Annotated in this window: 21 protein-coding genes; 4 read left to right on the forward strand and 17 right to left on the reverse strand. The window is 55.9% G+C overall.

Translation table 11 applies throughout. The features are described 5' to 3' along the window. Window positions 1-9: 9 nt before the first annotated feature. From ACP6EK_RS02780 to ACP6EK_RS02815, 8 genes are all read right to left on the reverse strand, one after another. Window positions 10-1,044: an ABC transporter permease gene (locus ACP6EK_RS02780; protein ID WP_438317571.1), complete on the reverse strand. Its 1,035-nt coding sequence runs from the start codon at window positions 1,042-1,044 to the stop codon at window positions 10-12. A gap of 110 nt (window positions 1,045-1,154) precedes the next feature. Next, entirely contained in the window at window positions 1,155-3,080 is a 1,926-nt protein-coding gene (locus ACP6EK_RS02785; protein ID WP_438317575.1) for an ABC transporter substrate-binding protein, read from the reverse strand. Between the two features lie 117 nt (window positions 3,081-3,197). Then, a complete protein-coding gene (locus ACP6EK_RS02790; protein ID WP_438317578.1) occupies window positions 3,198-4,148 on the reverse strand; it encodes an ABC transporter ATP-binding protein in 951 nt (316 codons plus the stop codon). Window positions 4,149-4,334: 186 nt separating this feature from the next. After that, window positions 4,335-5,165 (reverse strand): carbohydrate ABC transporter permease, encoded by an 831-nt coding sequence (locus tag ACP6EK_RS02795; RefSeq protein WP_438317582.1) that lies wholly within the window; start codon window positions 5,163-5,165, stop codon window positions 4,335-4,337. Beyond that, window positions 5,166-6,044 carry a carbohydrate ABC transporter permease gene (locus ACP6EK_RS02800; RefSeq protein ID WP_438317585.1) on the reverse strand — a complete coding sequence of 293 codons (879 nt, stop codon included), beginning with the start codon at window positions 6,042-6,044 and terminating at the stop codon, window positions 5,166-5,168. It lies immediately after the preceding gene. Window positions 6,045-6,134: 90 nt separating this feature from the next. Further along, window positions 6,135-7,445 (reverse strand): ABC transporter substrate-binding protein, encoded by a 1,311-nt coding sequence (locus ACP6EK_RS02805; RefSeq protein WP_438317588.1) that lies wholly within the window; start codon window positions 7,443-7,445, stop codon window positions 6,135-6,137. 183 nt (window positions 7,446-7,628) lie between these two features. Beyond that, a complete protein-coding gene (locus ACP6EK_RS02810) occupies window positions 7,629-8,558 on the reverse strand; it encodes an ArsR/SmtB family transcription factor (RefSeq protein ID WP_438318851.1) in 930 nt (309 codons plus the stop codon). Between the two features lie 200 nt (window positions 8,559-8,758). Then, window positions 8,759-9,316, reverse strand: coding sequence for a biotin transporter BioY (locus tag ACP6EK_RS02815; protein WP_438317591.1), 558 nt, complete (start codon window positions 9,314-9,316; stop codon window positions 8,759-8,761). Between the two features lie 164 nt (window positions 9,317-9,480). Between ACP6EK_RS02815 and ACP6EK_RS02820 the strand changes: the two genes are divergently transcribed. Genes ACP6EK_RS02820 through ACP6EK_RS02835 form a run of 4 tightly spaced genes read left to right on the forward strand, consistent with a single transcriptional unit; the run spans window position 9,481 to window position 11,322 of the window. Continuing rightward, on the forward strand, window positions 9,481-9,837 hold the full coding sequence (locus ACP6EK_RS02820; RefSeq protein ID WP_438317594.1) for a DUF134 domain-containing protein: 357 nt from the start codon (window positions 9,481-9,483) through the stop codon (window positions 9,835-9,837). Between the two features lie 21 nt (window positions 9,838-9,858). Beyond that, a complete protein-coding gene (locus tag ACP6EK_RS02825) occupies window positions 9,859-10,140 on the forward strand; it encodes a hypothetical protein (protein ID WP_438317597.1) in 282 nt (93 codons plus the stop codon). A 50-nt stretch (window positions 10,141-10,190) separates the two neighbouring features. After that, the gene (locus ACP6EK_RS02830; protein WP_438317600.1) at window positions 10,191-10,586 is read left to right on the forward strand and encodes a NifB/NifX family molybdenum-iron cluster-binding protein; all 396 of its coding nucleotides are present in this window, start codon (window positions 10,191-10,193) and stop codon (window positions 10,584-10,586) included. Continuing rightward, complete coding sequence (locus tag ACP6EK_RS02835) at window positions 10,531-11,322, forward strand: MBL fold metallo-hydrolase (RefSeq protein WP_438317603.1); 792 nt, start codon at window positions 10,531-10,533, stop codon at window positions 11,320-11,322. Before ACP6EK_RS02830 ends, ACP6EK_RS02835 begins: the two co-directional genes overlap by 56 nt. Before the next feature lie 29 nt (window positions 11,323-11,351). On the opposite strand, the gene ACP6EK_RS02840 is transcribed toward ACP6EK_RS02835, so the two are convergent. From ACP6EK_RS02840 to gyrA, 9 genes are read right to left on the reverse strand one after another with little or no spacing between them, the layout of a single operon-like run. Further along, a complete protein-coding gene (locus tag ACP6EK_RS02840; protein WP_438317606.1) occupies window positions 11,352-12,320 on the reverse strand; it encodes a biotin--[acetyl-CoA-carboxylase] ligase in 969 nt (322 codons plus the stop codon). Next, on the reverse strand, window positions 12,274-13,383 hold the full coding sequence (locus tag ACP6EK_RS02845) for a lysylphosphatidylglycerol synthase transmembrane domain-containing protein (protein WP_438317609.1): 1,110 nt from the start codon (window positions 13,381-13,383) through the stop codon (window positions 12,274-12,276). The genes ACP6EK_RS02840 and ACP6EK_RS02845 overlap by 47 nt, the downstream gene beginning before the upstream one ends. Before the next feature lie 10 nt (window positions 13,384-13,393). After that, window positions 13,394-14,347, reverse strand: a complete 954-nt coding sequence (gene cbiB / locus ACP6EK_RS02850; protein WP_438317611.1) for an adenosylcobinamide-phosphate synthase CbiB — start codon at window positions 14,345-14,347, stop codon at window positions 13,394-13,396. Continuing rightward, entirely contained in the window at window positions 14,344-14,943 is a 600-nt protein-coding gene (cobC, locus tag ACP6EK_RS02855; protein WP_438317614.1) for an alpha-ribazole phosphatase, read from the reverse strand. The genes cbiB and cobC overlap by 4 nt, the downstream gene beginning before the upstream one ends. Next, window positions 14,940-15,821, reverse strand: a complete 882-nt coding sequence (locus ACP6EK_RS02860) for a GHMP family kinase ATP-binding protein (protein ID WP_438317616.1) — start codon at window positions 15,819-15,821, stop codon at window positions 14,940-14,942. Before ACP6EK_RS02860 ends, cobC begins: the two co-directional genes overlap by 4 nt. Then, entirely contained in the window at window positions 15,818-16,555 is a 738-nt protein-coding gene (cobS, locus tag ACP6EK_RS02865; protein WP_438317619.1) for an adenosylcobinamide-GDP ribazoletransferase, read from the reverse strand. The genes ACP6EK_RS02860 and cobS overlap by 4 nt, the downstream gene beginning before the upstream one ends. Then, the gene (gene cobU, locus ACP6EK_RS02870; protein WP_438317622.1) at window positions 16,552-17,088 is read right to left on the reverse strand and encodes a bifunctional adenosylcobinamide kinase/adenosylcobinamide-phosphate guanylyltransferase; all 537 of its coding nucleotides are present in this window, start codon (window positions 17,086-17,088) and stop codon (window positions 16,552-16,554) included. The genes cobS and cobU overlap by 4 nt, the downstream gene beginning before the upstream one ends. Beyond that, the gene (locus ACP6EK_RS02875) at window positions 17,072-18,112 is read right to left on the reverse strand and encodes an aminotransferase class I/II-fold pyridoxal phosphate-dependent enzyme (RefSeq protein WP_438317625.1); all 1,041 of its coding nucleotides are present in this window, start codon (window positions 18,110-18,112) and stop codon (window positions 17,072-17,074) included. Before ACP6EK_RS02875 ends, cobU begins: the two co-directional genes overlap by 17 nt. 2 nt (window positions 18,113-18,114) lie before the next feature. Then, on the reverse strand, window positions 18,115-20,535 hold the full coding sequence (gyrA, locus tag ACP6EK_RS02880) for a DNA gyrase subunit A (protein WP_438317628.1): 2,421 nt from the start codon (window positions 20,533-20,535) through the stop codon (window positions 18,115-18,117). Window positions 20,536-20,542 lie beyond the last annotated feature (7 nt).

Consider the following 20,542-nt stretch of genomic DNA (forward strand, 5'->3'; position numbering starts at 1 on the left):
CCAGCCTGATTAAGCAGCACCACCCGTGTACTGAATACGGGGGTCAACAAGGGGCAACAGGAGATCCACGAGTAGCGTCGCAAAAGCTATCGCCACTATTGAATACAGGGTGATACCCATGACCAGGTTATAGTCATTCTGCATTATGGCCGTGAAAGCCAGAGTTCCCAGACCCGGGTACGAAAAGACGATTTCCGTAATGATGGTCCCACTGAAAACCGTCCCAAGCTGCAGAGCAAGTCCCGTTAACTGAGCAGGCATGGCGGCCTTCATTACGTAACTTCTCAAAAGTATCGATTCCTTCAGCTTCATCTGCTTCGCAAATACCACAAAATCCTCGTGGATGACGTTGGAAACGAGATTCCTCATGTTGATGAACCAGGCACCTACACCCACGATGATTAACGAAAGAGCCGGCAAAAACCCATGCTTGATAACGCTTTTGAAAAAGGCCCAGCTCATGGAAGGAGCAAGTCCTATCTGGAAGGCGCCTCCGGTGGGAAAATACCGTAAAACATAGGCAAAAATCACAAGAAGGACAAGGGCAAGGATGTAGTAGGGAATAGGCCTCACGGCGTTAGAAACTATTTCAAAAATTCTCACCCATAAACCCTTACCCCTGTAACTGGCTATACCCCCAAGCAGGGTTCCCACACACCAGGATATCGTGGCCGTTAAAGCAAGTAACCCTGCTGTCCAGGGAAGCGACCTCGAAATCAGGGAAGTAACGGGTGTCGGAAAGGATGCAAACGAGGGACCCAAATCACCCTTAAGCAATCCCCTCCAGTAGGAAAAATACTGCTGAATCATCGATCCTTCCAGGCCGTAAAGCTTCAAGAGTGCGTCCTTCATCTTCTCCACGCTTTCAGGAGGCAAATAAGCCCCAACCATCTGGATTCTCCTGACGGCAATCTCAGCCGGGTTCGACCCTGGGATGAGCCTTGGAATCAAAAAGGTGATGGTTACCCCCACAAAAATGACCAGCAGACAAACAACAAATCTTCCTACAAAGTACTTTATGAATGACTTTACAAAGCTACCCACCCATTTCTCCTCCTCAATATGAGCCTTACCAGCGCCAGCCTCTCAGCAATCCCCTGCCCCCCAGGGGGGCAGGGGATTGCTGCAGGATCGTCCTTTCCCGGGAACCCACCTCACTCCTTCGGCGCCGGCTGAATGTTGATGAACATGAACCGCGTATTGCCCCAGTTCGGCACGGGGTTAGTGTACGGATTCTCCGAGGTGGGGTAGCCGGTCCAGTAAGTTCCATCGCAAACGGTGAAAACGTTGTAAGAGAATACCGGGATTATGGGCATGTCCTCAACGCATATCTTCACGTATTCAAGGCCAAGCTCGATAATCTTGTCCGTCTCTTTGAAGAAGTCTGTCCGCCTCAATTCTTCGATAACCTTGTCGATGCGCTCACTCTTATACCTCATCGGATTCTTCGCTACGACAGTTTGCCCGGTAGGTCTGTAGTACTCGGAATGCCAGGACTCGAGGAACCAGAAGAGGTCTGGATGCCCTCCCCATGTCTCGATGCACCATGCCCAGTAAATCGTGTTTGGATCTTCTCCGTAGTTCATCCTGGTCCAGAGCATAGCGGGTTCCACGGCTTCTATTTGAGCATCGATACCGAATTTACGCCACTGCTCAGCCACTGCCACGGCAGCCCGCGTCATGACAGACCTTGTAGCCGCCTCGCAAAGGATGCTGATCTTCCAGGGTTTTCCATCGGGCAACAGCCACTTTCCATCCTTATCCCGCTTGAATCCTACGCTTTCTAAGAGCTTTGCTGCAAACTCGGGACTGTACTTCCACCACCCGTATCCAACCATTTTTCTAATCTGCTGGGGATCGTCCGGCACCTCGTAGCCAAATGCGTACCTTACGGCATCCGCTATCTTCATCGGAATTTCAGAGTCATAAGGCTTGAACTCTTCCTGACCCACCTTGAGGGTGAATTCCTTAAGCCATGGCTCTATCTTGTCAAAATACCACTCGGGGTAGAGACCTGTTGGAGGAACGTGAATGGGGGATATGGTGGCACAACCGTTGTAAGCCTGCAGGGCAACCTGAACGATATCAATTGCCAGCGTAAGCGCCCACCTGACCTCTTTGAGGTTGTAGGGGAAGTGCTCGTGGTTCATAATCAGAGAGGGCAGTGTTGGGTCAGGATGTGCCCATGGCCAGCCATCAAACCAGGTAACGCACTTGGGATTCTCCCGGTACAGCGTTATGGCTCCCTCAGGAGGCAGGTCGTGGATGATATCGAGTCTATGGGCCAGCTGCTCCATAACCTTCTTCTCGGGCGATGCTTCTCCCTTATAGAGGACGTACTTGGGGCCCGGTTTTTTCCCGTACGCTACTCCAAGGTCAGACCTATCCCAGTCCTCTCTCAACCTCCACAAGAACCAGTACCCATTAGGATCGTAGGACTCTAAGACGTATGGCCCTGTCCCAACAGGTGGGTTGAAGTCAAAGGCAACGGGGTCTTCCACTTTCTCAAAGATGTGCTTTGGCATGATGTAACAGGCCGACCATCTTACAGTGAAAACAGTGTGGAATCTGCCGTTGGGCTTGGTCAGTTTAAATATTGCGGTGTAATCGTCTACCTTCTGGACTTCTGCCACGTTCACCTGCATATAGGCACCCCAGGTCATCTCGGGATGTGCCTTCAGGAGTTCCACAGTGTAAATCACGTCGTCTATGGTGAACGGAACACCATCGCTCCAGTAAATCCCCTGCCTTACCTTCACGGTCATTTCGGTGTAGTCTTCGTTGTAAATGGGGGGCTCGGCCGCTAACAGGTTGATCCATGGTTCTCCCTCTATGCCCTCGTCGGGGTCGATATACCACAGCGCACCCAGGCAAAGCTGCTGGAGACCTGTAGACCAGCTCGTTACACCGCCTCCCCAGAGATTAAATCTTCCAGGGTTGAGGGAGCGGCCTGACGGATCCTCGATGATGATGACTTCATTCCGTGGCACCCCGGGAAGGATTTCCTCCTGGGCAAAAGCAACCGCCCCTAACACCAGTACCGCAACAACTACTAACCCTCCTAACCACCAACGCCTCATGGAACCTCCCTCCTTCTTTGGGATTACCAGTGAACCCTTATCCTTCACACGTTGAAGAACCGGCGACCAAGGACTTGGTGTCTCTACCGTTAGATGGCAACACCTCCTTTCTTGTGCTCACTTATAAAGCCAGCATTTCACCACAACGTCACCAACAGGAACATCTGGGGGGACCTCTTTCTTGCAAATATCCTTCACCTGAGGACACCTGAGAGCAAATCTGCAACCCACCTCAGAATACTCCTCGACCTCCAGGGGTTGCTTCTTCCTGACCTGGGGCGCTTTTCCGGCTTCATACGGATTTGGAACAGACTCTCGCAAAAGCACCGTGTAAGGATGCAGGGGGTTGAGTAGAACCTTTTCAGCAGGCCCCGTCTCGACGAAGGAACCCCTCAGCATAACGCCTATTCGGTCACTGATATAGTAGGCCGTAGCAAGGTCATGAGTAATGTAGATAACAGATACTCCTCGCTCTTCCTTGAGTTTCCGAAAGAGGTTAAGAACAAATATCCGAAGAGAAGCATCTAACATCGAAACGGGCTCGTCGGCTATCAAAAGCACAGGATTGGCCATCAGCGCCCGGGCAATGGACAGCCTCTGGAGCTGCCCGCCAGAGAACTCATGCGGATACTTGCCTCGCACTTCCTCCCAGGTCAGGGCAACCGAATTCAGAGCTCGCTCTATCAACGTTTCAGGGGCACTGGTGCCGTTGGTCGCTATCTTCACCATTGACCAGAAGTACGTTTCCACTTTTTTCAGAGGATTGAAGGTCTCATAGGGGTTCTGGAAGACTGGCTGAATCAGCCTGGTCAGCTCCAGTTTCCTATAACTCTCCAGCTTTTTTCCCAGGAAGAAGATGCTTCCCTCTGTAGGCCTGATAACACTCAAAAGAAGGTTGGCAAGGGTTGTCTTTCCACTTCCGCTTTCACCTACCAGGGTGAACACGATTGGCTTTCTTTCGATTTCCAGGGTAACATCCCGAACAGCATAGATTTTTACCTTTGAAAAGAGGGTGCCCACCTGAAACACTTTAGTAATTCCCTTAAGCGCGAGCAGCAGATCGCTCATGGCCACCCCTGCGAACTCTCTTCAATCCAGCACCATTCAGCATCCCTCAACCCACACCGACAGGGTAATACCACTTCCTATCCCTCCCGTATTTCCATCCAGGGGACCCCTCAGAAACACAGCCGCAGCACAAATCGATAAGACCCAACTGCGATAAAGCGACAACTTCACCTACCGCCCACACAATTATTTGATTGCTCCCGACAGCAAGCCTGAAGCTAACTGTCTCCCAGCAACAAGCGCTACAAACACTGGTGGTAAAGCATAGATGGTAGCAGCCGCCATCAGTAGATTCCACTGGGTTCCATACGATGTGGTATAGGCCATCATTGCGACACTGGCAGGGTATAGGTTTCTATTTTGAATAAAGCACATTGACAGAAGAAGGTCTCCCCAGCCCGCCATGAACGAAAGTAACCACGCCGTAGCCAGTGCTGGTCTCGCAAGCGGCAAAACAATACTTCGAAAGGCTCTCAAGCTTGATGCTCCGTCAATATAGGCACTCTCGATCAATTCATTCGGTATCCCAGATGCTATGTATGTTGCCAAAATAAGGCTAACAAAGGGAACTTGTCCAGCTGCTATCGCGACGATTACACTCCACAGGTTATTTATTAAGCCGAGCTTGTAGAATACAAGGAAAAGGGGTGTTACCATTGAAACTCCTGGCAAAAGCTGGAGAAGAAATATCAACCCAAGTACTACGCCTTTCACCTCTTCTCTAAGGCGCAACTTTGTTAATCCGTATCCCACAAGTGGTGCAAAGCACACTGTGATACAGGCTATGCAGACCCCTATTAGAAAGCTGTTTAACAATGGTCTGGTCATTAGCGGTGTTATTTGCCTGTAATAGGTCAACGTCGGATTGGGAGGAAACAAATATGGCGGACGCCGTGCAATTTCGCTTAATTCCATCATCCCAGCAATAATCGCAAAGTACAATGGTACTGAAATCAGCGCTACAAAAACCGTCGCAACAATGAATCTGATTAACCTGGCGCGCTTCTCACGTCGCACCTACTCCACCCTCCAGTGCCGCCTTACAAAAAGCAGCAAACAGCCTAAGATGCTGATAAGGAGCATTGTTACACCAATCACGCTAGCGTGTTCACCAAACCGGAAACGTTGCCATGCCAGTGAATACGCCCAAGTGGTTAAAATATGCGAAGCATCCCCTGGTCCACCACCGGTAAGTACCCAAACAATGTCAAAAACCTTAATAGTAAATATGGAGCCTAGAACCAGGGTCAGGAAAATAGTGGGCTTTAAAAGAGGAACGGTAATGTATCGCACAAGTTGCCACTCACGCGCGCCTTCTACCCTTGCGCTCTCATAAAGCTCGATCGGTATCGCCTGCAAACCAGTAAATAGCATAATAAAGTTAAATGGAATACCAAGCCAAATATTAGCCAATGTCGCCGTATAAATCGCCAACCGCGGGCTAGTAAGCCAAGGAATGGGCTTACTAATCAAGCCCATCCCCAGCAGAAGCGAGTTAATTAGCCCTGTCTCTCCCGAAAAAAACCACTTAAAAACAGTCCCACTTACCGTCAAGGGTATGAACCACGGAAGCAAAACCAGTGCCCGGTAAAAATAGTTCAGAGGGAAACTTTTGCTAAAAAGTAATGCCAGCAAAAAACCCAGTATAAATTGCACTGTTACTGAACCTAACCAAAAAACTAAGGTGTTAAACAGAACGCGCGAAAACACGGGATTATGAACTGTAGACCGATAGTTGCTTAAGCCAACCCAGGGGCTACCACCTCGTGTAAGCGTTACAAATGTAACTTCGCGGAAGCTCATTTGCAGATTGTAAAACAAAGGGTATATTAATACGAACAAGCAACAGAGAATGGCTGGCAGAAGATAAAGGTAATTCCACCTTTCCCCCTTCAACCTGTTGTTTCCTCCTCTCTTTCCATCCTAAGAAGTGCCTTGGGTGGCGAGAATCTCGCCACCCAAGCTTCCCCAACCCCCACAATCACCTTATGAACCACTCATCACTTCCTCCAACAGCTGGCGAGCTTTGGCTACAGCATCCTGATAAGCCTGGTCCGTGGGGAAAAGTGCGCGAATTTCCGATGCAGCGTGAGCAAAAGCATCCTTAGCAGTGAGTTCTCCTGTTAAAGCCAGCTGAATATATTTACGAGTGATAGCAGAAACCTCGGTGTAAAGCTTATCACCACCCATAGGTGGACGGGGCAAACTACTCACAGCTTGTGTTGCAAAGGGCTCGAGCTCGGGATCTTTGGCTACAACCAGAGGCAGCGCACTCTTGCGAGTCGGAACATAACCAGCCCTAGTGCAAAATTCGGCCATATTTTCCGGTTCGACAAAGAAGGTGAAATATTTCCACGCAATGGCAACCTTATCAGCTTGAATGGTTGAACTAATGCCGAGCGTTTCTCCCCCCATCGGCACAACGACCTTACGGCCTTCACTGGGAGCAGGAATGGGTACGATGCCATACTCAAGACCTGCTTCCCTCACCAGCGGAAGGATCCAGGGACCGTTAATCATCATCGCAACCTGTCCACCAATGAAAGGATCCGCCCCTTGGCCCCATGTCAGCGCATCCTGAGGAACATAGCCTTTCTGGAACAACTCTACCCAGAGCTCCAGCGCCGCTATTGCTTCAGGCTTGTCAAGCTCCAGAAGTGAGCCTCCGTTACTCCACAAAAATGGCTCAAACTGCCATGTAAGCTCCTCAGTGTTCGTTGCGGCCACCCCAAGTGGATACATCCCCGTCCCCGTAAGCTTTTCAGACAGAAGAGCGCAAACATCCAACAGCTCCTTCCACGTTCGCGGGGGTGTCAACCCATACTGACGGAAGATATCCTTTCGGTAATACAACGCAACGTTGTTAGTACCGGGGAGCAGCGCAACAATTTGATCCTGATAGGTGAGAGCGTGCTTGACCCCTGCGTAAAAATCGTCCCACTGTCCCCACTGTTGCACTAAAGGCGTAAGATCGTAATAGACCCCGGCAGCCGCAGCATGTAGTACATCAGGATTATCCAGAGCAACGATGTCTGGCAACTCCCCAGTCATTGTCCAACGTACGACCTGGGGCACTAACTCGCCAAAGGTTACAAAGAGAAACTGGATTTCCACATCCGGGTTGGCCTTCATGAACTTGTCCGCCATCATCCAATGAGCTGCAGCTGCGGGCCATGTGGCTTCGGGAGAAACATCAAAGTAGGAAACAAACGTTAGCGTTGTTTTAGCGCTTGCTGTGCTGAAACCTATTAACCCTACCAACCCACACAATATCAAAGCAACAACAATTCTACGCATTTTCTTAATCCCCCCTTCATACGCCATAGCTACAATCTCTCACCACTTCCTCACACGAAAACCCGTTCCCTTAAAGGTAAAGATTTTGGAGAAACCCCAGAGAAGAACCGACCATATGTGTTTCCACGTCTTTCCTTTCCCGTACACCCCTTCTCCCATCACCTCCTCCGGTCTCTGCACCCCTCAGAAACACAGCCGCAGCACGATATCCTGGTCGTAGTTGCCAAAACCACGACCGAAGATATTGATGCCGCCGACGTTCCGTGCGTCTTCCTTGACCCCCACCCGTATCTTGATGGACGAGTGGTCGTAGATTTTGAGGTCTTTCAGGGTAACGTCAGAGACCCGCTCCCCGTCTACAAAAGAGCCCTCATCCGTCACAATCCAAGTCTTCAAAAGCCCGTACTGGGACCCTTCGAGCTTCCACCAAAGAGGAGTAAACCGGCCCCGCCTGTCCCCAAAGTCTCCCGGGGAGGTCCAGGTGCCGATTTCCACTTCGTTGATCCAGAGGGTGATGTCCGAGGGCCAGTTCTTGTTCGTCCCCGGGACCTCTGAGGAGAGCTCCATGGAGACCTCGATGCGCTTGAGGGGTTCGCGCTTATACAGGGCGTTATTCGGGAACTTGTACTCCACAAAGCCCTTCTCAAACCACAGGAGGCCTGCCTTCACCCTCTCCGGGCTCCAGAAAGAATCGGGCGCATCGAGAAAGCCAACGATTTTCTCCGGAGAACACAGCCCGCAGGGAGGACTGACCTCAAACTTGGTGTAAAGACCTACAGGCATCTCCACCTCGATCACGTCGTCCTCCCTGTCCTCAGGAGCCCTGGAAGGGAAGGCGATGACGATCTCGCTGTACTGGGCGCTGCAGAGCTTTTGAGAACCCTTCTTTCCCTTCCGGTTCTCGACCTTCACAAGCCCGGCTTTCTCCAGGGCCTTGATGTTCACGGCGGCTGTGGACTGGGGGATGTTGAGGGCTTTAGCGATCTCGTTTACGTTGAGCTTCTTCCCGTTCAAAAGCCCGAGGATGCGAATCCTGAGGTCTGAGCCCAGGACCTTCAGTACCTCGAAGTCCTTCTCCGTGTTGAGGACGAGGATACTTCCGCCTTTCCGCATCATGGCTTTTTCATTCCTTTTGTATCAAGAAAAATGATACAAAACAAATTCGTTGTTCTTTTTGAGAAGTGTAACATGCGCCACTTCTTCCTGTCAACAGGTGGAAAAATTTTTCCCGAGGTTTCCGCAGAGTTTTTTCATTTATATCAAAAAAGTTGATAGATTTCTTGCCCGGCGACGAGCTCTGGAAAAGGCGAAGCCTACCCCCGTCCCTCCATCCGTCGTGCCACCCCCTGAGCCAGAAGGAACGCCAGGAAGGCTTTTACGAAGTCCGGACCGATAAAGGGGAGAAGGGCAACCCGGAGGACAGTGGAGAACCCCATGGGCTTTCCCAGAAAAGTATTCATGGCCAGGAAGAAGTAGAGTATCCCGGGAAAGTACAGGGCCACCATGCCCAGGACAACGGCCGTGGCAATCTTCAGTGGACTCTTCTTGCCCCTTGAGAAGAATGCCACGCAGGGAGCGGCGAGAATAAAGCCCAAAAGGAAACCAAAGGTGGGCCGGAAGACATATGCCGGACCCCCAAAGGGCGGGGTGGCAAAGACGGGAAGCCCCAGAATGCCGAGGAGAACGTAAAGAGCCATGCTGAGGAAGGCCTCCCGTGGCGGAAGGAGAAACCCTGAGAGGAACACCACAAAGGGAACGAGGCTAAAGGGAACGAGATTCCCCCCAAAACGGAAGAACACCGCCGCAGCTACACAGAGTGCCGTAAAGAGGGCAATTCGGGCCATGGTACGCGGGGAGAGTTGCACAGGCATCCTCCTTTCTCGGGTTTTTGTTAACCAAAATAATATCATGAGTTAACAAAATCACGCAATGGGGCTTCCCAAAAGAGTACAGGCCGAAACGATAGAGCCATCCCAACCCTTGACGAATTATGAACATATGCTTATAATTAGCGCAGCGGGGGCGGTGACAGACGATGCCACGACCACGCTGTCTGAGGAGAATCGGCTGGGTTCCAAAGATATGGTGCTTCTATCCCGAAACTCTGGAAAATCCTCAGGAGATAATCCTGACCCTTGATGAACTTGAAGCTATTCGGCTTGCCGACTTCGAGGGTCTCTACCAGGAAGAGGCAGCACAGCGAATGGGGATCTCGCGCCCGACCCTTGGTCGAATCCTCGAGAGCGCGCGAAAAAAAGTGGCCGAGGCATTGATTCTTGGGAAACCCCTCCGAATCGAGGGGGGCCCGGTATACCAGGAAGAGTTTCCTCTTCCACCTCACCGGTGTCGTTGCCGGAGGGGATGGAGGGGTCAAGGTTCCTGGAGAACCTGAATGCACAGGAGGTGAAGCCACGTGTACGGATGGAGAGGGAGCTGGCGAGGAGCCTGGGTTCCTGGTGTTCCAGCAGGATACCGGTACATCGGACCATGCCGATGCGGAGGAGGACCACACGCGTTCTTCATGGATCCTGCAGGAAGAATCTTCCACGCTTCTGCACTCTGGAGAGCCCCCTTTGCAGGTCCTGTCCTGAAGGACCTCGAGGCAGAGCTTGAGGCTCTCCGGGAAGAAAAGGCCTACCTCGAGAAGCGGATTGAGGAGCTCGAAGAACTCAGGAAAAAGGAAACCCAGAACTGACCCCAAAACGGGCCGGGGAATTCCCCGGCCCCAAAAAGGAGGTAGCAACGATGAAGAAGCGAATTCTTGCTCCCGTTGAGGAACCCAGGGGCATGGAGTCCCGCATTTTCGAGCACTTCGGGCGAACCCCGTATTTCGCCCTCCTTGAACTTGGCGAAGGGGGAGAGATCCTCCGAATCGAGTTCCCTCCCAACGAAGGTGGGCATTCCGGTGGTGGTGGTTTCACCCATGACTGGGTCCTCAAGCTCTCTCCCGAGATCGTCCTTGTTCGGGGGATGGGTCCAAGAGGCCTTGAGCGGCTGAGGAGCGCCGGTATTTCCGTCCTCGAGACCGACGACGAGACCCTCAAAGATGCCGTTGCCGCATTCGTTCAGGGACGCCTTAGAGAACTTGCCGTTCCCTGCCACACCGAAAACGGCCACGACTGCCACGGGAATAGAGGTTGAGGTGGGCCCCAGGGAGAACATGGTGAAGCTCACCGTACTCTATGACAACACGGCACTCACCCCGTCGCTCCTTGCCTCCCACGGTTTTTCCTGTCTCGTGGAGGGGGAGGAAAACATCCTCTTCGACACCGGGGAAAGTGGTCCTCTGCTCTTCAAAAACATGGAGCTTCTGGGCATTGACCCCGGCACCATTTCCTCTGTGGTCATCTCCCACGAGCACTACGACCACATCGGGGGGCTCTGGTACTTCCTTTGCTCGTACCCCCGGGTAACGGTCTACATCCTCCCGTCGTTTTCCGGAGCAACCAGAGCACGCATCCGGGAAACTGGGGCAAAATGCATCGAAGTACAGGCCCCCCAACGCCTCACGTCCTCTGTGGCAACCACCGGCGAAGTGGAGGGATCTGTGCGGGAACAGGGACTTCTCGTCGAGGGGGAGGAGGGAGTCCTGCTTCTTTGCGGATGCTGTCACCCCGGGGTGGATGCTTTCCTAAAACGGGTCCGGTCCTGGGGCAAGAGGATTTCGGGGTTTCTTGGGGGACTTCACCTTGCCTTTACCCAGGAAGAGGACATCGACAAAACGCTTGAAGTCATGAAGGCCGAAGGAGTTGGAAAGGTAGCTCCTGCTCACTGTACGGGCTTCTTCGCCACGGAGCGTATTCGTTCCCTGTGGGCAGAAGGGTACGTTCCCTGCGGGGTAGGAATGACGCTCCTTTGGGGGAGGAAGGAAAAATGAGCCGTTACAGTCGCATCGAGAAAGGTCTCTCAGGCAATCTCTCCCCAGGTGATGCGCCGCTCCTTCTCCCCCTCCATCACCCGGAGCGCCCCGCTTCCGTCAACCCCAAGGGCTGTGCCGGAGACCGGGGATTTCCCTCCAACGATGGTGACCGAACGACCAAGGAAGGCGAGGCGGCGGTTGTAGTCCGCAACCCAGGGCGAGAAGTCTCCTCCTTCCTTCCACTGCCTGTAGGCTGCCAGGAAGCGGGCAAGGAATCGCCGCAGAACCTCAACACGAGGAACAGAAACGCCTCCCTCAAGAAGGAGCGACGTGGCCTGAAAGGGGAGAGAAGCGAGGTCGCGTTCTTCGAGGTTCACGTTCACCCCAATCCCGAGAACCATCCACGAAACCTCGTCAAGATCCGTTGCGGTCTCGAGGAGGATACCGGCAACCTTCTTCCCACCAAGGAGCACGTCGTTGGGCCACTTGAGCACCGGGGAAAACCCAAGCCCTTCCAGGGCCTCGGCCAGGGCAATCCCGGCAAGGAGGGTGCAGGAGGCGCAAAAAGAGGGAGAAAGGAGCGGGCGAAGGAGAAACGAAAAGGTGAGGCTCTTCCCAGGAAGGGAAAACCAGCTTCGACCTCTTCTCCCTCGTCCCCGAGTCTGGCGATCGGCAATGCACAGCGTCCCCTCAGGAGCACCCTCTTCCGCAAGGACCCTGAGGAGGGTGCTTGTGGAATCCACCTCCTCCCGGTAGACGACCCGAACCCCGGGGGCATCCCTCTGAAGATATAGCTCGAGAAAGTCGGGGTCGAAGCGGTCGGGAATGGACACCAGACGATACCCCCGGCGGGAGGCAACGATGGGGAATCCAAGGCCCTGGAGCCTCTGAACCTCTTTCCATACCGCCACCCGGCTGACGCCGCCTGTGGCCCCTATTTTTTCCCCAGAAACGCTTCCAGGGAAAGCCTCAAGAAGGAGGGAGAGGATGGTTCTTGAGAGGTTTGGCCTGTTCATGGCGGGCGTTCGCCGAAAGCCCCCGCAGGACCCGGAAAAACACCACACCCCCCACAAGGAGGGGGAGATAATAGGTCGCAGTTCGCCACAGGAGCACAAAGCTCCCCAGACGGTACGTCCCCACAAACCCCCGGAAGACCGAAGCAATGGAGAGCTCCACACCTCCACTGGCCCCCGGGGAAGGAATGAAAGAAAAAACGAAAAAGAGGGGGATCTGGGCACCCACCACCTGGAGGTACGAGTACGAGAGACCAAAGGCGCGAAGGATGGAATAGGCCACGGAGAAAGTGCAGAGGAAGTACACTACGTAACACCCCACGTTCCAGAGGAGGTACTGGGGTTTCCGCAAAAAGAGGATGGAGAACCCCTCCCGGAATTCAGCAAAAAAGGTCTCAACCCACTGACGGACTGCGCTTTCGGAGAACTTCGCTCGAGGGAAATGGCGACGGGCAAAGCGAATACCCCAGTCCACAAGGCGGAAGAGGACCTGGGGACGGAAGAGGAAGAAAAAGAGGAGAAACATGACGGCGCTGTAGAAGATGGCAAAGGAGTACAGAAGTCCAAGGAGAATCCCCCGCAGGTTCATCGCAGCCCCAAAGAGGGTGAAGAACGACACCATGAGGGTCAGAAGCCCCACCTGGTAGAGGATGCCGCACACCACCACAAGGCTCCCCGCCTCTCCCCAGGAGAGCCCGGAACGGGCGAGAACAAAAAGCTGGGCAGGACTTCCCCCCGTAAGAAAAGGGGTGATGGCCGACATGAAGTACGTGGAGAGCGCTGCCGCCAGGGCATCCCGAAATCGAATCTTCTTCCCCCAGGCCCGGGTGGTGAAGAAAATCCTCGTCCCGTCCACAAACCATCCCATCACCACAAAGGAAAGCGCAAGGAGCAAAAAGGCCGGGCGGAAGAGGAGCTCGTCGATTTCGGTTACTGAAACCCCGCGGAAAGACCCCAGGGAGAACACAAGGAAAATGGTCCCAAGACTCAGGAAGACGGCGAGGACAATCTGTCGCTTGAGCCGTGAAGGTTCGTACGGCGTGACGGTGAATTTTTTCTCCTCCATAGCCCGCACCTCAGAGGGAGAAGAAGAAGGCCACAAGAGAGAAACAGAAAACCGCTATACCCGCTCCTACAGCGACGATTCTACGGGCCTCACGAATGCGCAGGGGAACAAGGTCAAGAACCGGGTCCCCCAGGAAGGGACGCTCCTCTCGTTTCCCCTGGTAGTAATTGACCCCCCCAAGCCGCACCCCCAAAGCCCCCGCCATGGCGCTCTCCGGCCAGCCGGCGTTGGGACTCGGGTGCTTGCGTGCATCCCGAAAAGCACAGACCAGGGCCCCCCTAAAAAAGCGGCCACAGAAAAGCGCAGAGAGCGCAATGAAGAGGGCGCTGAGGCGAGCGGGGAGGAAATTCACCACATCGTCTGCTCTGGCCGAGGCAAACCCGAAGAAGTAGTACCGGAAGTCCCTGTAGCCGAGCATCGAATCCAGAGTGTTCACGGCCCTGTATACCAGGCCCCCTAAAGCACCAAAGAGCGCAGTGTAGAAGAGGGGAGCAACAAAGGCGTCGTTGAAGTTCTCGGCAAGGGACTCCACACACCCCCGCACAATCTCCCACTCCGAGAGGTGCTCGGTATCCCGCCCCACGAGGTGTTGCAGGGCTTTCCGAGCCCCCACAAGGTCTTTTGCCTCGAGAGCCTCCTCCACCTCTTTCCCCCGCCGGAGGAGGGTGTGGAGTGCCAGGGAGTAGAAAATGAGGTAGACCTCCACCACAAGAAAGAGCACCGGGGATACCTGGAAGAGGAAACGCCGCAAAAAACCATACCCCACCCCCAGCCCTCCGGCCACCACCCCAAGCACCACAAAACCCAGGAGGAACTCCCACTTGAAGTTCCGCTCCTTTGGAAAGAGAAGCCGTTCCAGAAACCCGATGAGGCGACCAATCCCCGAAACGGGGTGGAGGAGTTCCGGGTCCCCGAAGGCAAGATCAAGACCCACCCCAAAGAGGAGCCGGAAAAGCCCGATCATGGTTCCACCTCGAAGTTCACAAGGTGCGTCACCTGAGAGAAATCCTCGTTGTCTTTGACCACGATGAGCACTCCCGGATCAAGGCGCAGCGCAAAGGTCTGCTCAAAGCGCACCCCAAGAAGGTGCACCAGAAAACACCGCAAAACCCCTGCGTGGGTCACGACGAGGTACCGTCCATCGGGGAAGCCTTTCAGCCGCTCCCAGAAGTGGATAACCCTCTTGAGGACCCGCTCGAAGCTCTCGCCTCCCGGGGGCGTGAAGCGAAGGGGGTCCCTCTCCCACTCGGCGACCTCTTCGGGAAACTCGTCTCGGAGGTATCGCCACCTCTTCCCCTCCCATTGCCCAAAGGACCGCTCCTTGAGGTCTTCGCAGACCTCGAGGGGGGTATCAAGGCCAGCCAGAAGAAGCGCCGTCTCAATCGTTCGGGCAAGGGGACTTGAGAAAACCCCATCGAATTGCCGCTCTCCCAGAAACTCCCGGACCTTCAGAACCCTCTTTCGCCCCCTGGGGGTAAGGGGGAGGTTCATCCAGCCGGCAAAGTACTCCCGTTCCGTGGCATCGGTATCTCCATGGCGTACCAGGTACACTTCCTTCATGTTCCAACCACCCGAATTCCCCCTCCAATGGCTCTGGCAGTCCAAAGCGTAACATCTTTCCCCCTGAGAACCTCAGAGACTCTGCGCCTGGCCTCCTCAAGGCTCACAAGGCGAAGGTCAAAAAGAACCCCAAAAGCGTTCCCCGTGTGGGCCCGGTTCACCCCTAAAGCCTTGATGTCCCGAAGGGCCTGGGAAAGGAGAGAGAAGATTTCGCTACGCTCGTACTCCTGCATGATGGCGCTGCTCAGCGTCGCCGCTTTCCCCACAAGGGCAAGGTCTCCCTCCTCAAGGCCCCGCTCGAGGAGCTCAAAAGCCTTTTCCGTTTCCCGAGAAAACCGTTCAAAGTGCCGGCGGAGTTTCTCCCGGTCAACCGAAAGGGTGGGAACCTCCCCGGGGAGTTCCACCACCACAACCCCAAGATACCGGGGCACGGCAAGGGCCAGGAACACCTCTCCCCGGAGGTGGTCGAAAAGACACCAGGAGGAGAAAAACGTCCCGTCGGTGGGCTCAATAGAAAGCGCCAGCCGGGCAACTTCCTCCTCCCGGATCCTTCGCCCCAGAAGATGGGCCACTGCCCCCACCGTTGCGGCAATATCCGCAGTGCTTGAGGCAAAGCCCTTGCCCTCGGGAAGGCCTCTCCTCCTGCGCAGGGTGACCCGCCCCCTGAGGTGTCCCCCTTTGAAACACTCCAGAGCAAGCTCCAGGGCTTTTCTGCTCTTCCAGAGCCCTGGGGGAGCGGAGGACACCCCCGCATCGAGGGCTACCTCCATCTCGCTGAAACGGTCCACAGTCAGAGAAACAAGGACCTCCCGTCCGCCAATAACCCCCTGCAGCACCTCACCTGCGCTGCCCGGACAGAGAGCCCTCGCGCGCCTCACACCCTCAAAAGCAAAAGCCACAGTGCCTCCCCCCACTCGATTCCTGCTCCTAAAGCGTCTCCATTGAGTCCGCCAAAACTCCGGGAGAGCACTTTCCCAAGCGTGAACATGATACCAAAGCCGGCGGCGGTTTTCAAAGCGAGCGTCCAGCCCCCAGCAAGAAGCGAGACCACACAGAGCCCCCCACCCCATCCCAGGAACGCCGTCTTTGGGACCTTCCCCAGGAACTCCTCTCCAAGGCCCGGCACCTCCCGGGGGAAAGGAGAAAAGAACGCGCCAAAGAGCAAAGCCACCACCCGCCCGAAGGCCGGAGCAAGAAAAAGAGAGAGGGCGCTTTCGGAGCGAAAGAGCACCGCCCCCTTCACGCCCAGGACGAAAACCACCCCCAAAACCCCGAAGGTGCCGACGCGGGGGTCCTTGAGGATTTCTTGTCGCTCTCTTTGTTCGCTTCCACCAAAGAGGGCATCGCACACATCGGCCACCCCGTCAAGGTGCAACCCCCGGGTGAGCACCACCCAGAAAAACAGGGCGAGGAGGCCGGCTAAAAGAGGGTCCTCGGCACGGGAGACCACCGCAAGGCGCACCACCCACACGGCCCCACCAATCCCAAGGCCCACGAGAGGAAAGAAGACGGAGGCCCGGGCGAGATCCCCGCCCCGGTACATCCCTCCCCCCAGGGGGAGGGGGGTGAGGAAGCTCACTGCAAGACGCAAGAGGTAAAGCACCCGTTTCATCGAAGCTGCCAGGGAATCCCTGCCACAACAAAGTACACCCGGTGGGCTCTCTCCGCCAGCCACTGGTTCACCCTCCCGAGAAGATCCCGGAATTCCCGGCCAAGACGGGAATCGGGCACCACTCCCATGCCCACCTCGTTGCTCACGAGCACCAGGAAAAATCCCTCCTTTTCCTGGCGGGTAAAAAGCACCCCGAATTCCTCCACCGTCCGCCCGTAGGCCTTTTCCCCATCTTCCTCTTCAAGGAGGATGTTGCTCACGAGAAACGACACGCAATCCACAAGTACGGCCTTCCCCGAAAGCTCCAGCGCTTCAAGGGGAGAAAACCCGTACGGCGTTTCCACGGTGATGCAATGCGGGGGGCGTTCCTTCTGGTGGCGGAGGATACGGGACCGCATCTCCTCATCAACCGGAATCCCTGTGGCACAGAAAATCGCCGGAAGCCCTGTCTCCTCCACCATCCTGAGGGCCAGGCGGCTCTTACCGCTCCGGGCCCCTCCAAGAATCAGCACCCGCTCAGGGCGTACGACCATACTCCTTGACCACCTCGAGGAACCGCTCGTTTTCCTTCCTGGTCCGCACCGCCACCCGGAAAAATCGTCCGTCGAGGCCGAAGAAATCCCCAAGCCTCCGGACGAAAATCCCCCTTGCCTCCAGGAAGGCGAAAAACTCCGGGTCCTCCTCTTCCATCCACAGGGTGTAGAAGTTCACCCGGGAAGGGAAAAAGGAGAGGAAGGAAAGGGCGGAAAACTCCCGCTCAAGAAACGCCTTTTCTTCTAAAAGCCAGCGTCGGGTGGCCTCCCGGAAAGGCGAGAGATCCTCAGAGGCAAAAAGCTCAAGCGCCCTGACGAGGACCGTGTTCACGCTCCAGGGTTCAAGGTGGTCACAGAGCAAGGTCACGTTCTCCGGGTGGGTGACCACGAACCCTCCCCGAAGACCGGCTAAGGCGAAGTACTTGGTGAGGGAGCGGACGATGTAGAGGTTTCGATCAGAGAACACCCGAAAGACCAGGGAGGTCTCCTCCCCGAGGAACTCCTGGAACGCCTCATCGACCACGAACACCGTGGAAAGACCCTCCTCCCGGGCCCGGAAATAGAGCGAAAGCCCCTCGGTGTCCCCCAGGGGGTTTCCGGGGTTCCCGAGGACCACGATATCAGCTCTCCAGAGAGCTTCAAGGGGATTCAAGGGGGACTCGGGGAACACGGGGAGGTGCCGGATTTCCTTCCCCCCAAGACGAAAGGCCCGGGCGTATTCGGTGAAGCACGGCTCCACGATGACCACGGTCTTCCCCGAAAGCGCCCGCCCAAGAAGGTAGATCCCCTGGGTGGCTCCGTTACAGGGAAGCAGAGCCTCCTGAGGAAAACCGTAGATGGCCTCAAGGAGTCGCCCCACAAAGCTGGAATCAAGGGGAGGGTAGAGTGAAAGAGCAGGAAAAAGGTCGAGCCATCGCCTCCGGAGGACCTCCGGAGGGCCCAGGGGATTGAGGCTGGCGCTCAAATCAATCCCCTCTTTCCCCTCCCTGAGCCATTCCAGTACCCGGCCACCATGGGGGTTCATGCTCATGGGAGTACAACGGCAAAAGACGTCACCTGGTCGTCTTTCTCTAAGCGAATGAGCCGAACACCTTGGGCCGCCCGACTCTGGACGGGAACTTCCTCGATATGGACCCGGATGAGGAGTCCTTTCTGGGTTGAGAGGAGCAGTTCCTCTTCACCCTTCACCGGAGCAACCCCCACCACCTTCCCCGAGCGTTCCGATTCCCTGATGAGACGGACGCCCATCCCACCCCGGTGGTGGACCGGGAATTCCTCGAGATTCACCCGTTTCCCCATGCCCAAAGAGGTGACGACAAGGAGCGTCTCGTTCTGGCGCACCACACAGGCCCCCACCACCCGGTCGCCCTCCCGAAGGCCCATCCCCCGCACACCAGAGGCAGCTTTGCCCATGGGCCGAACCTCTTCCTCCCTGAAGCTCAGCCCCAGGCCCTGCGAGGTCGCAAGGAACACCAGATCTCCCCCGCAGGTGGTGAACACCCCCTCAAGCTCGTCCCCCTCTTCAAGCTCCACAACCCGCACGCCCCGGCGGGTGACGGAAAGAAGCTCCAGGAGGTCAATTTTCTTGACCTTTCCCTTGGCCGTCACGAAGAAGAGGTACTTTCCTTCCTTAAAGTCCCGGAGGGTGATGAGGGTCATGGCCCGTTCTCCTTCCTCCAGGGGCAAAAGGTTCACAAGGTGCATGCCCTTGGCCTGGCGACCCATCTCAGGGAGCTGGTGCACCGGAAGCTGGAAGACTCGCCCCCGGTTGGTGAAAAAGAGCGCCCGGTGCAGTGTGGTCGTGACCACCATGGTGCTCACGAAGTCCTCTTCTCCGGTAGTAACGGCACTCACCCCTTTCCCTCCCCGGCCCTGACGCCGGTAGGTTGCAAGGGGCACTCGCTTCACGTACCCATCACGGGTGAGGGTGATGACGACCTCTTCCTCCCGGACGAGGGGCGTGGCTTCCTCTGCTTCCTCTTCCTCTTCGACAATCCGCGTTCGCCGCTCGTCGCCGTAGAGCTCCCGAATCCGCTCAAGCTCTTCCCGGATGCACCTCCGGAGAACCTCTTCCTTCTCGAGGATCTCCCGAAGGTGGAGGATTTTCGCGGTGATGTCCCGGTACTCCTCCTCGAGCTTCTCCCGCTCCAAGGCCACCAGGCGCTGGAGGCGCATTTCGAGGATGGCCTGGGCCTGCTTCTCCGTGAACCCGAGTTCTCCCACGAGGCGCTCCTTTGCTTCGGGAACACTCTGCGAGGATCGGATGAGGGCGATCACCCGGTCGATGAGGTCCAGGGCTCGCAGAAAGCCATCGAGGATGTGGGCCCGTTCCTCCGCCTCCTTGAGCTCAAAACGGCTCCGCCTGAGGATGACCTCCCGGCGGAAGTCGAGGAAGTGCTTCAAAGCCTGCGGCATGGTGCAGACCTCAGGCTTCCCCGAAACCAGGGCCAGGAGAATCACCCCAAAGCTCACCTCCAAAGCCGTGTGTTTGTAGAGGTAGCGGAGGATGTAGTGGGGGTTGGCGCCTCGCTTGAGCTCGAGTACCACCCGGATGCCCTCCCGGTCGGATTCATCCCGAACCTCAGCAACGTCGGGGAGTTTTTTCTCCTCTACAAGACGGGCAATGTGCTCCACAAGGTCCGCCTTGTTCACCTGGTAGGGGAGTTCCCGGATGACGATGGCCTGCTTCCCCCGGGCGATTTCCTCCACGGTGGCTTCTCCCCGGATGACGAGTTTCCCCCGTCCTTCCCGGAAGTACTCCTCAATCCCCCGTCGCCCGACGATTCTTCCTCCTGTGGGGAAATCGGGCCCCGGGATGAGGCGGAGGAGGTCCTCCACCGAAGCTTCAGGATGATCCAGAAGGTACAGCAGCCCGTCGATGAGCTCCCGCAGGTTGTGCGGGGGGATGTTCGTGGCCATGCCCACGGCAATGCCCGAAGCACCGTTGGCAAGGAGCTGCGGGAAACTCGCCGGAAGCACCACGGGTTCTTTCAGGGACTCGTCGAAGTTCGGCACAAAGTCTACGGTGTCCTTCTCAAGGTCCCGGAGCATTTCCTCCGCAATCGGCGCCAGGCGAACCTCTGTGTACCGCATGGCCGCCGGGGGATCCCCATCGACCGAGCCAAAATTGCCATGGCCGTCAACGAGGGGGTACCGGCAGGTGAAGTCCTGGGCCAGGCGCACCAAAGCCTCGTACACAGCCATGTCACCGTGGGGGTGGTATTTTCCAAGAACATCCCCCACCACACGGGCGCTCTTGCGGTAGGGCTCGGTGGGTCGCAGGTTCATCTCCTGCATGGCGTAGAGAATGCGCCGCTGAACAGGCTTTAGCCCATCGCGGATGTCCGGAAGCGCCCGCCCCACGATGACGCTCATGGCGTAACTCAGGTAGGCTTCTTTCATCTCATCTTTAACATCAACGAGAAGCACCTTTCCTCTCTCGTCCACGGGGACC

This window comes from Candidatus Caldatribacterium sp. SIUC1 (assembly GCF_051549785.1).
In the GTDB taxonomy this organism is placed as follows: domain Bacteria; phylum Atribacterota; class Atribacteria; order Atribacterales; family Caldatribacteriaceae; genus Caldatribacterium.

Coding starts and splice junctions, on each gene's coding strand:
- ACP6EK_RS02820 (WP_438317594.1), top strand. CDS start 9,481: ATGCCACGACCACGCTGTCTGAGGAGAATCGGCTGGGTTCCAAAGATA.
- ACP6EK_RS02845 (WP_438317609.1), bottom strand. CDS start 13,383: ATGGAGGAGAAAAAATTCACCGTCACGCCGTACGAACCTTCACGGCTC.
- ACP6EK_RS02790 (WP_438317578.1), bottom strand. CDS start 4,148: ATGAGCGATCTGCTGCTCGCGCTTAAGGGAATTACTAAAGTGTTTCAG.
- cobS (WP_438317619.1), bottom strand. CDS start 16,555: ATGAAACGGGTGCTTTACCTCTTGCGTCTTGCAGTGAGCTTCCTCACC.
- cobU (WP_438317622.1), bottom strand. CDS start 17,088: ATGGTCGTACGCCCTGAGCGGGTGCTGATTCTTGGAGGGGCCCGGAGC.
- ACP6EK_RS02785 (WP_438317575.1), bottom strand. CDS start 3,080: ATGAGGCGTTGGTGGTTAGGAGGGTTAGTAGTTGTTGCGGTACTGGTG.
- ACP6EK_RS02840 (WP_438317606.1), bottom strand. CDS start 12,320: ATGAACAGGCCAAACCTCTCAAGAACCATCCTCTCCCTCCTTCTTGAG.
- cbiB (WP_438317611.1), bottom strand. CDS start 14,347: ATGATCGGGCTTTTCCGGCTCCTCTTTGGGGTGGGTCTTGATCTTGCC.
- ACP6EK_RS02805 (WP_438317588.1), bottom strand. CDS start 7,445: ATGCGTAGAATTGTTGTTGCTTTGATATTGTGTGGGTTGGTAGGGTTA.
- ACP6EK_RS02810 (WP_438318851.1), bottom strand. CDS start 8,558: ATGCGGAAAGGCGGAAGTATCCTCGTCCTCAACACGGAGAAGGACTTC.
- ACP6EK_RS02875 (WP_438317625.1), bottom strand. CDS start 18,112: ATGAACCCCCATGGTGGCCGGGTACTGGAATGGCTCAGGGAGGGGAAA.
- ACP6EK_RS02815 (WP_438317591.1), bottom strand. CDS start 9,316: ATGCCTGTGCAACTCTCCCCGCGTACCATGGCCCGAATTGCCCTCTTT.
- ACP6EK_RS02830 (WP_438317600.1), top strand. CDS start 10,191: ATGAAGAAGCGAATTCTTGCTCCCGTTGAGGAACCCAGGGGCATGGAG.
- cobC (WP_438317614.1), bottom strand. CDS start 14,943: ATGAAGGAAGTGTACCTGGTACGCCATGGAGATACCGATGCCACGGAA.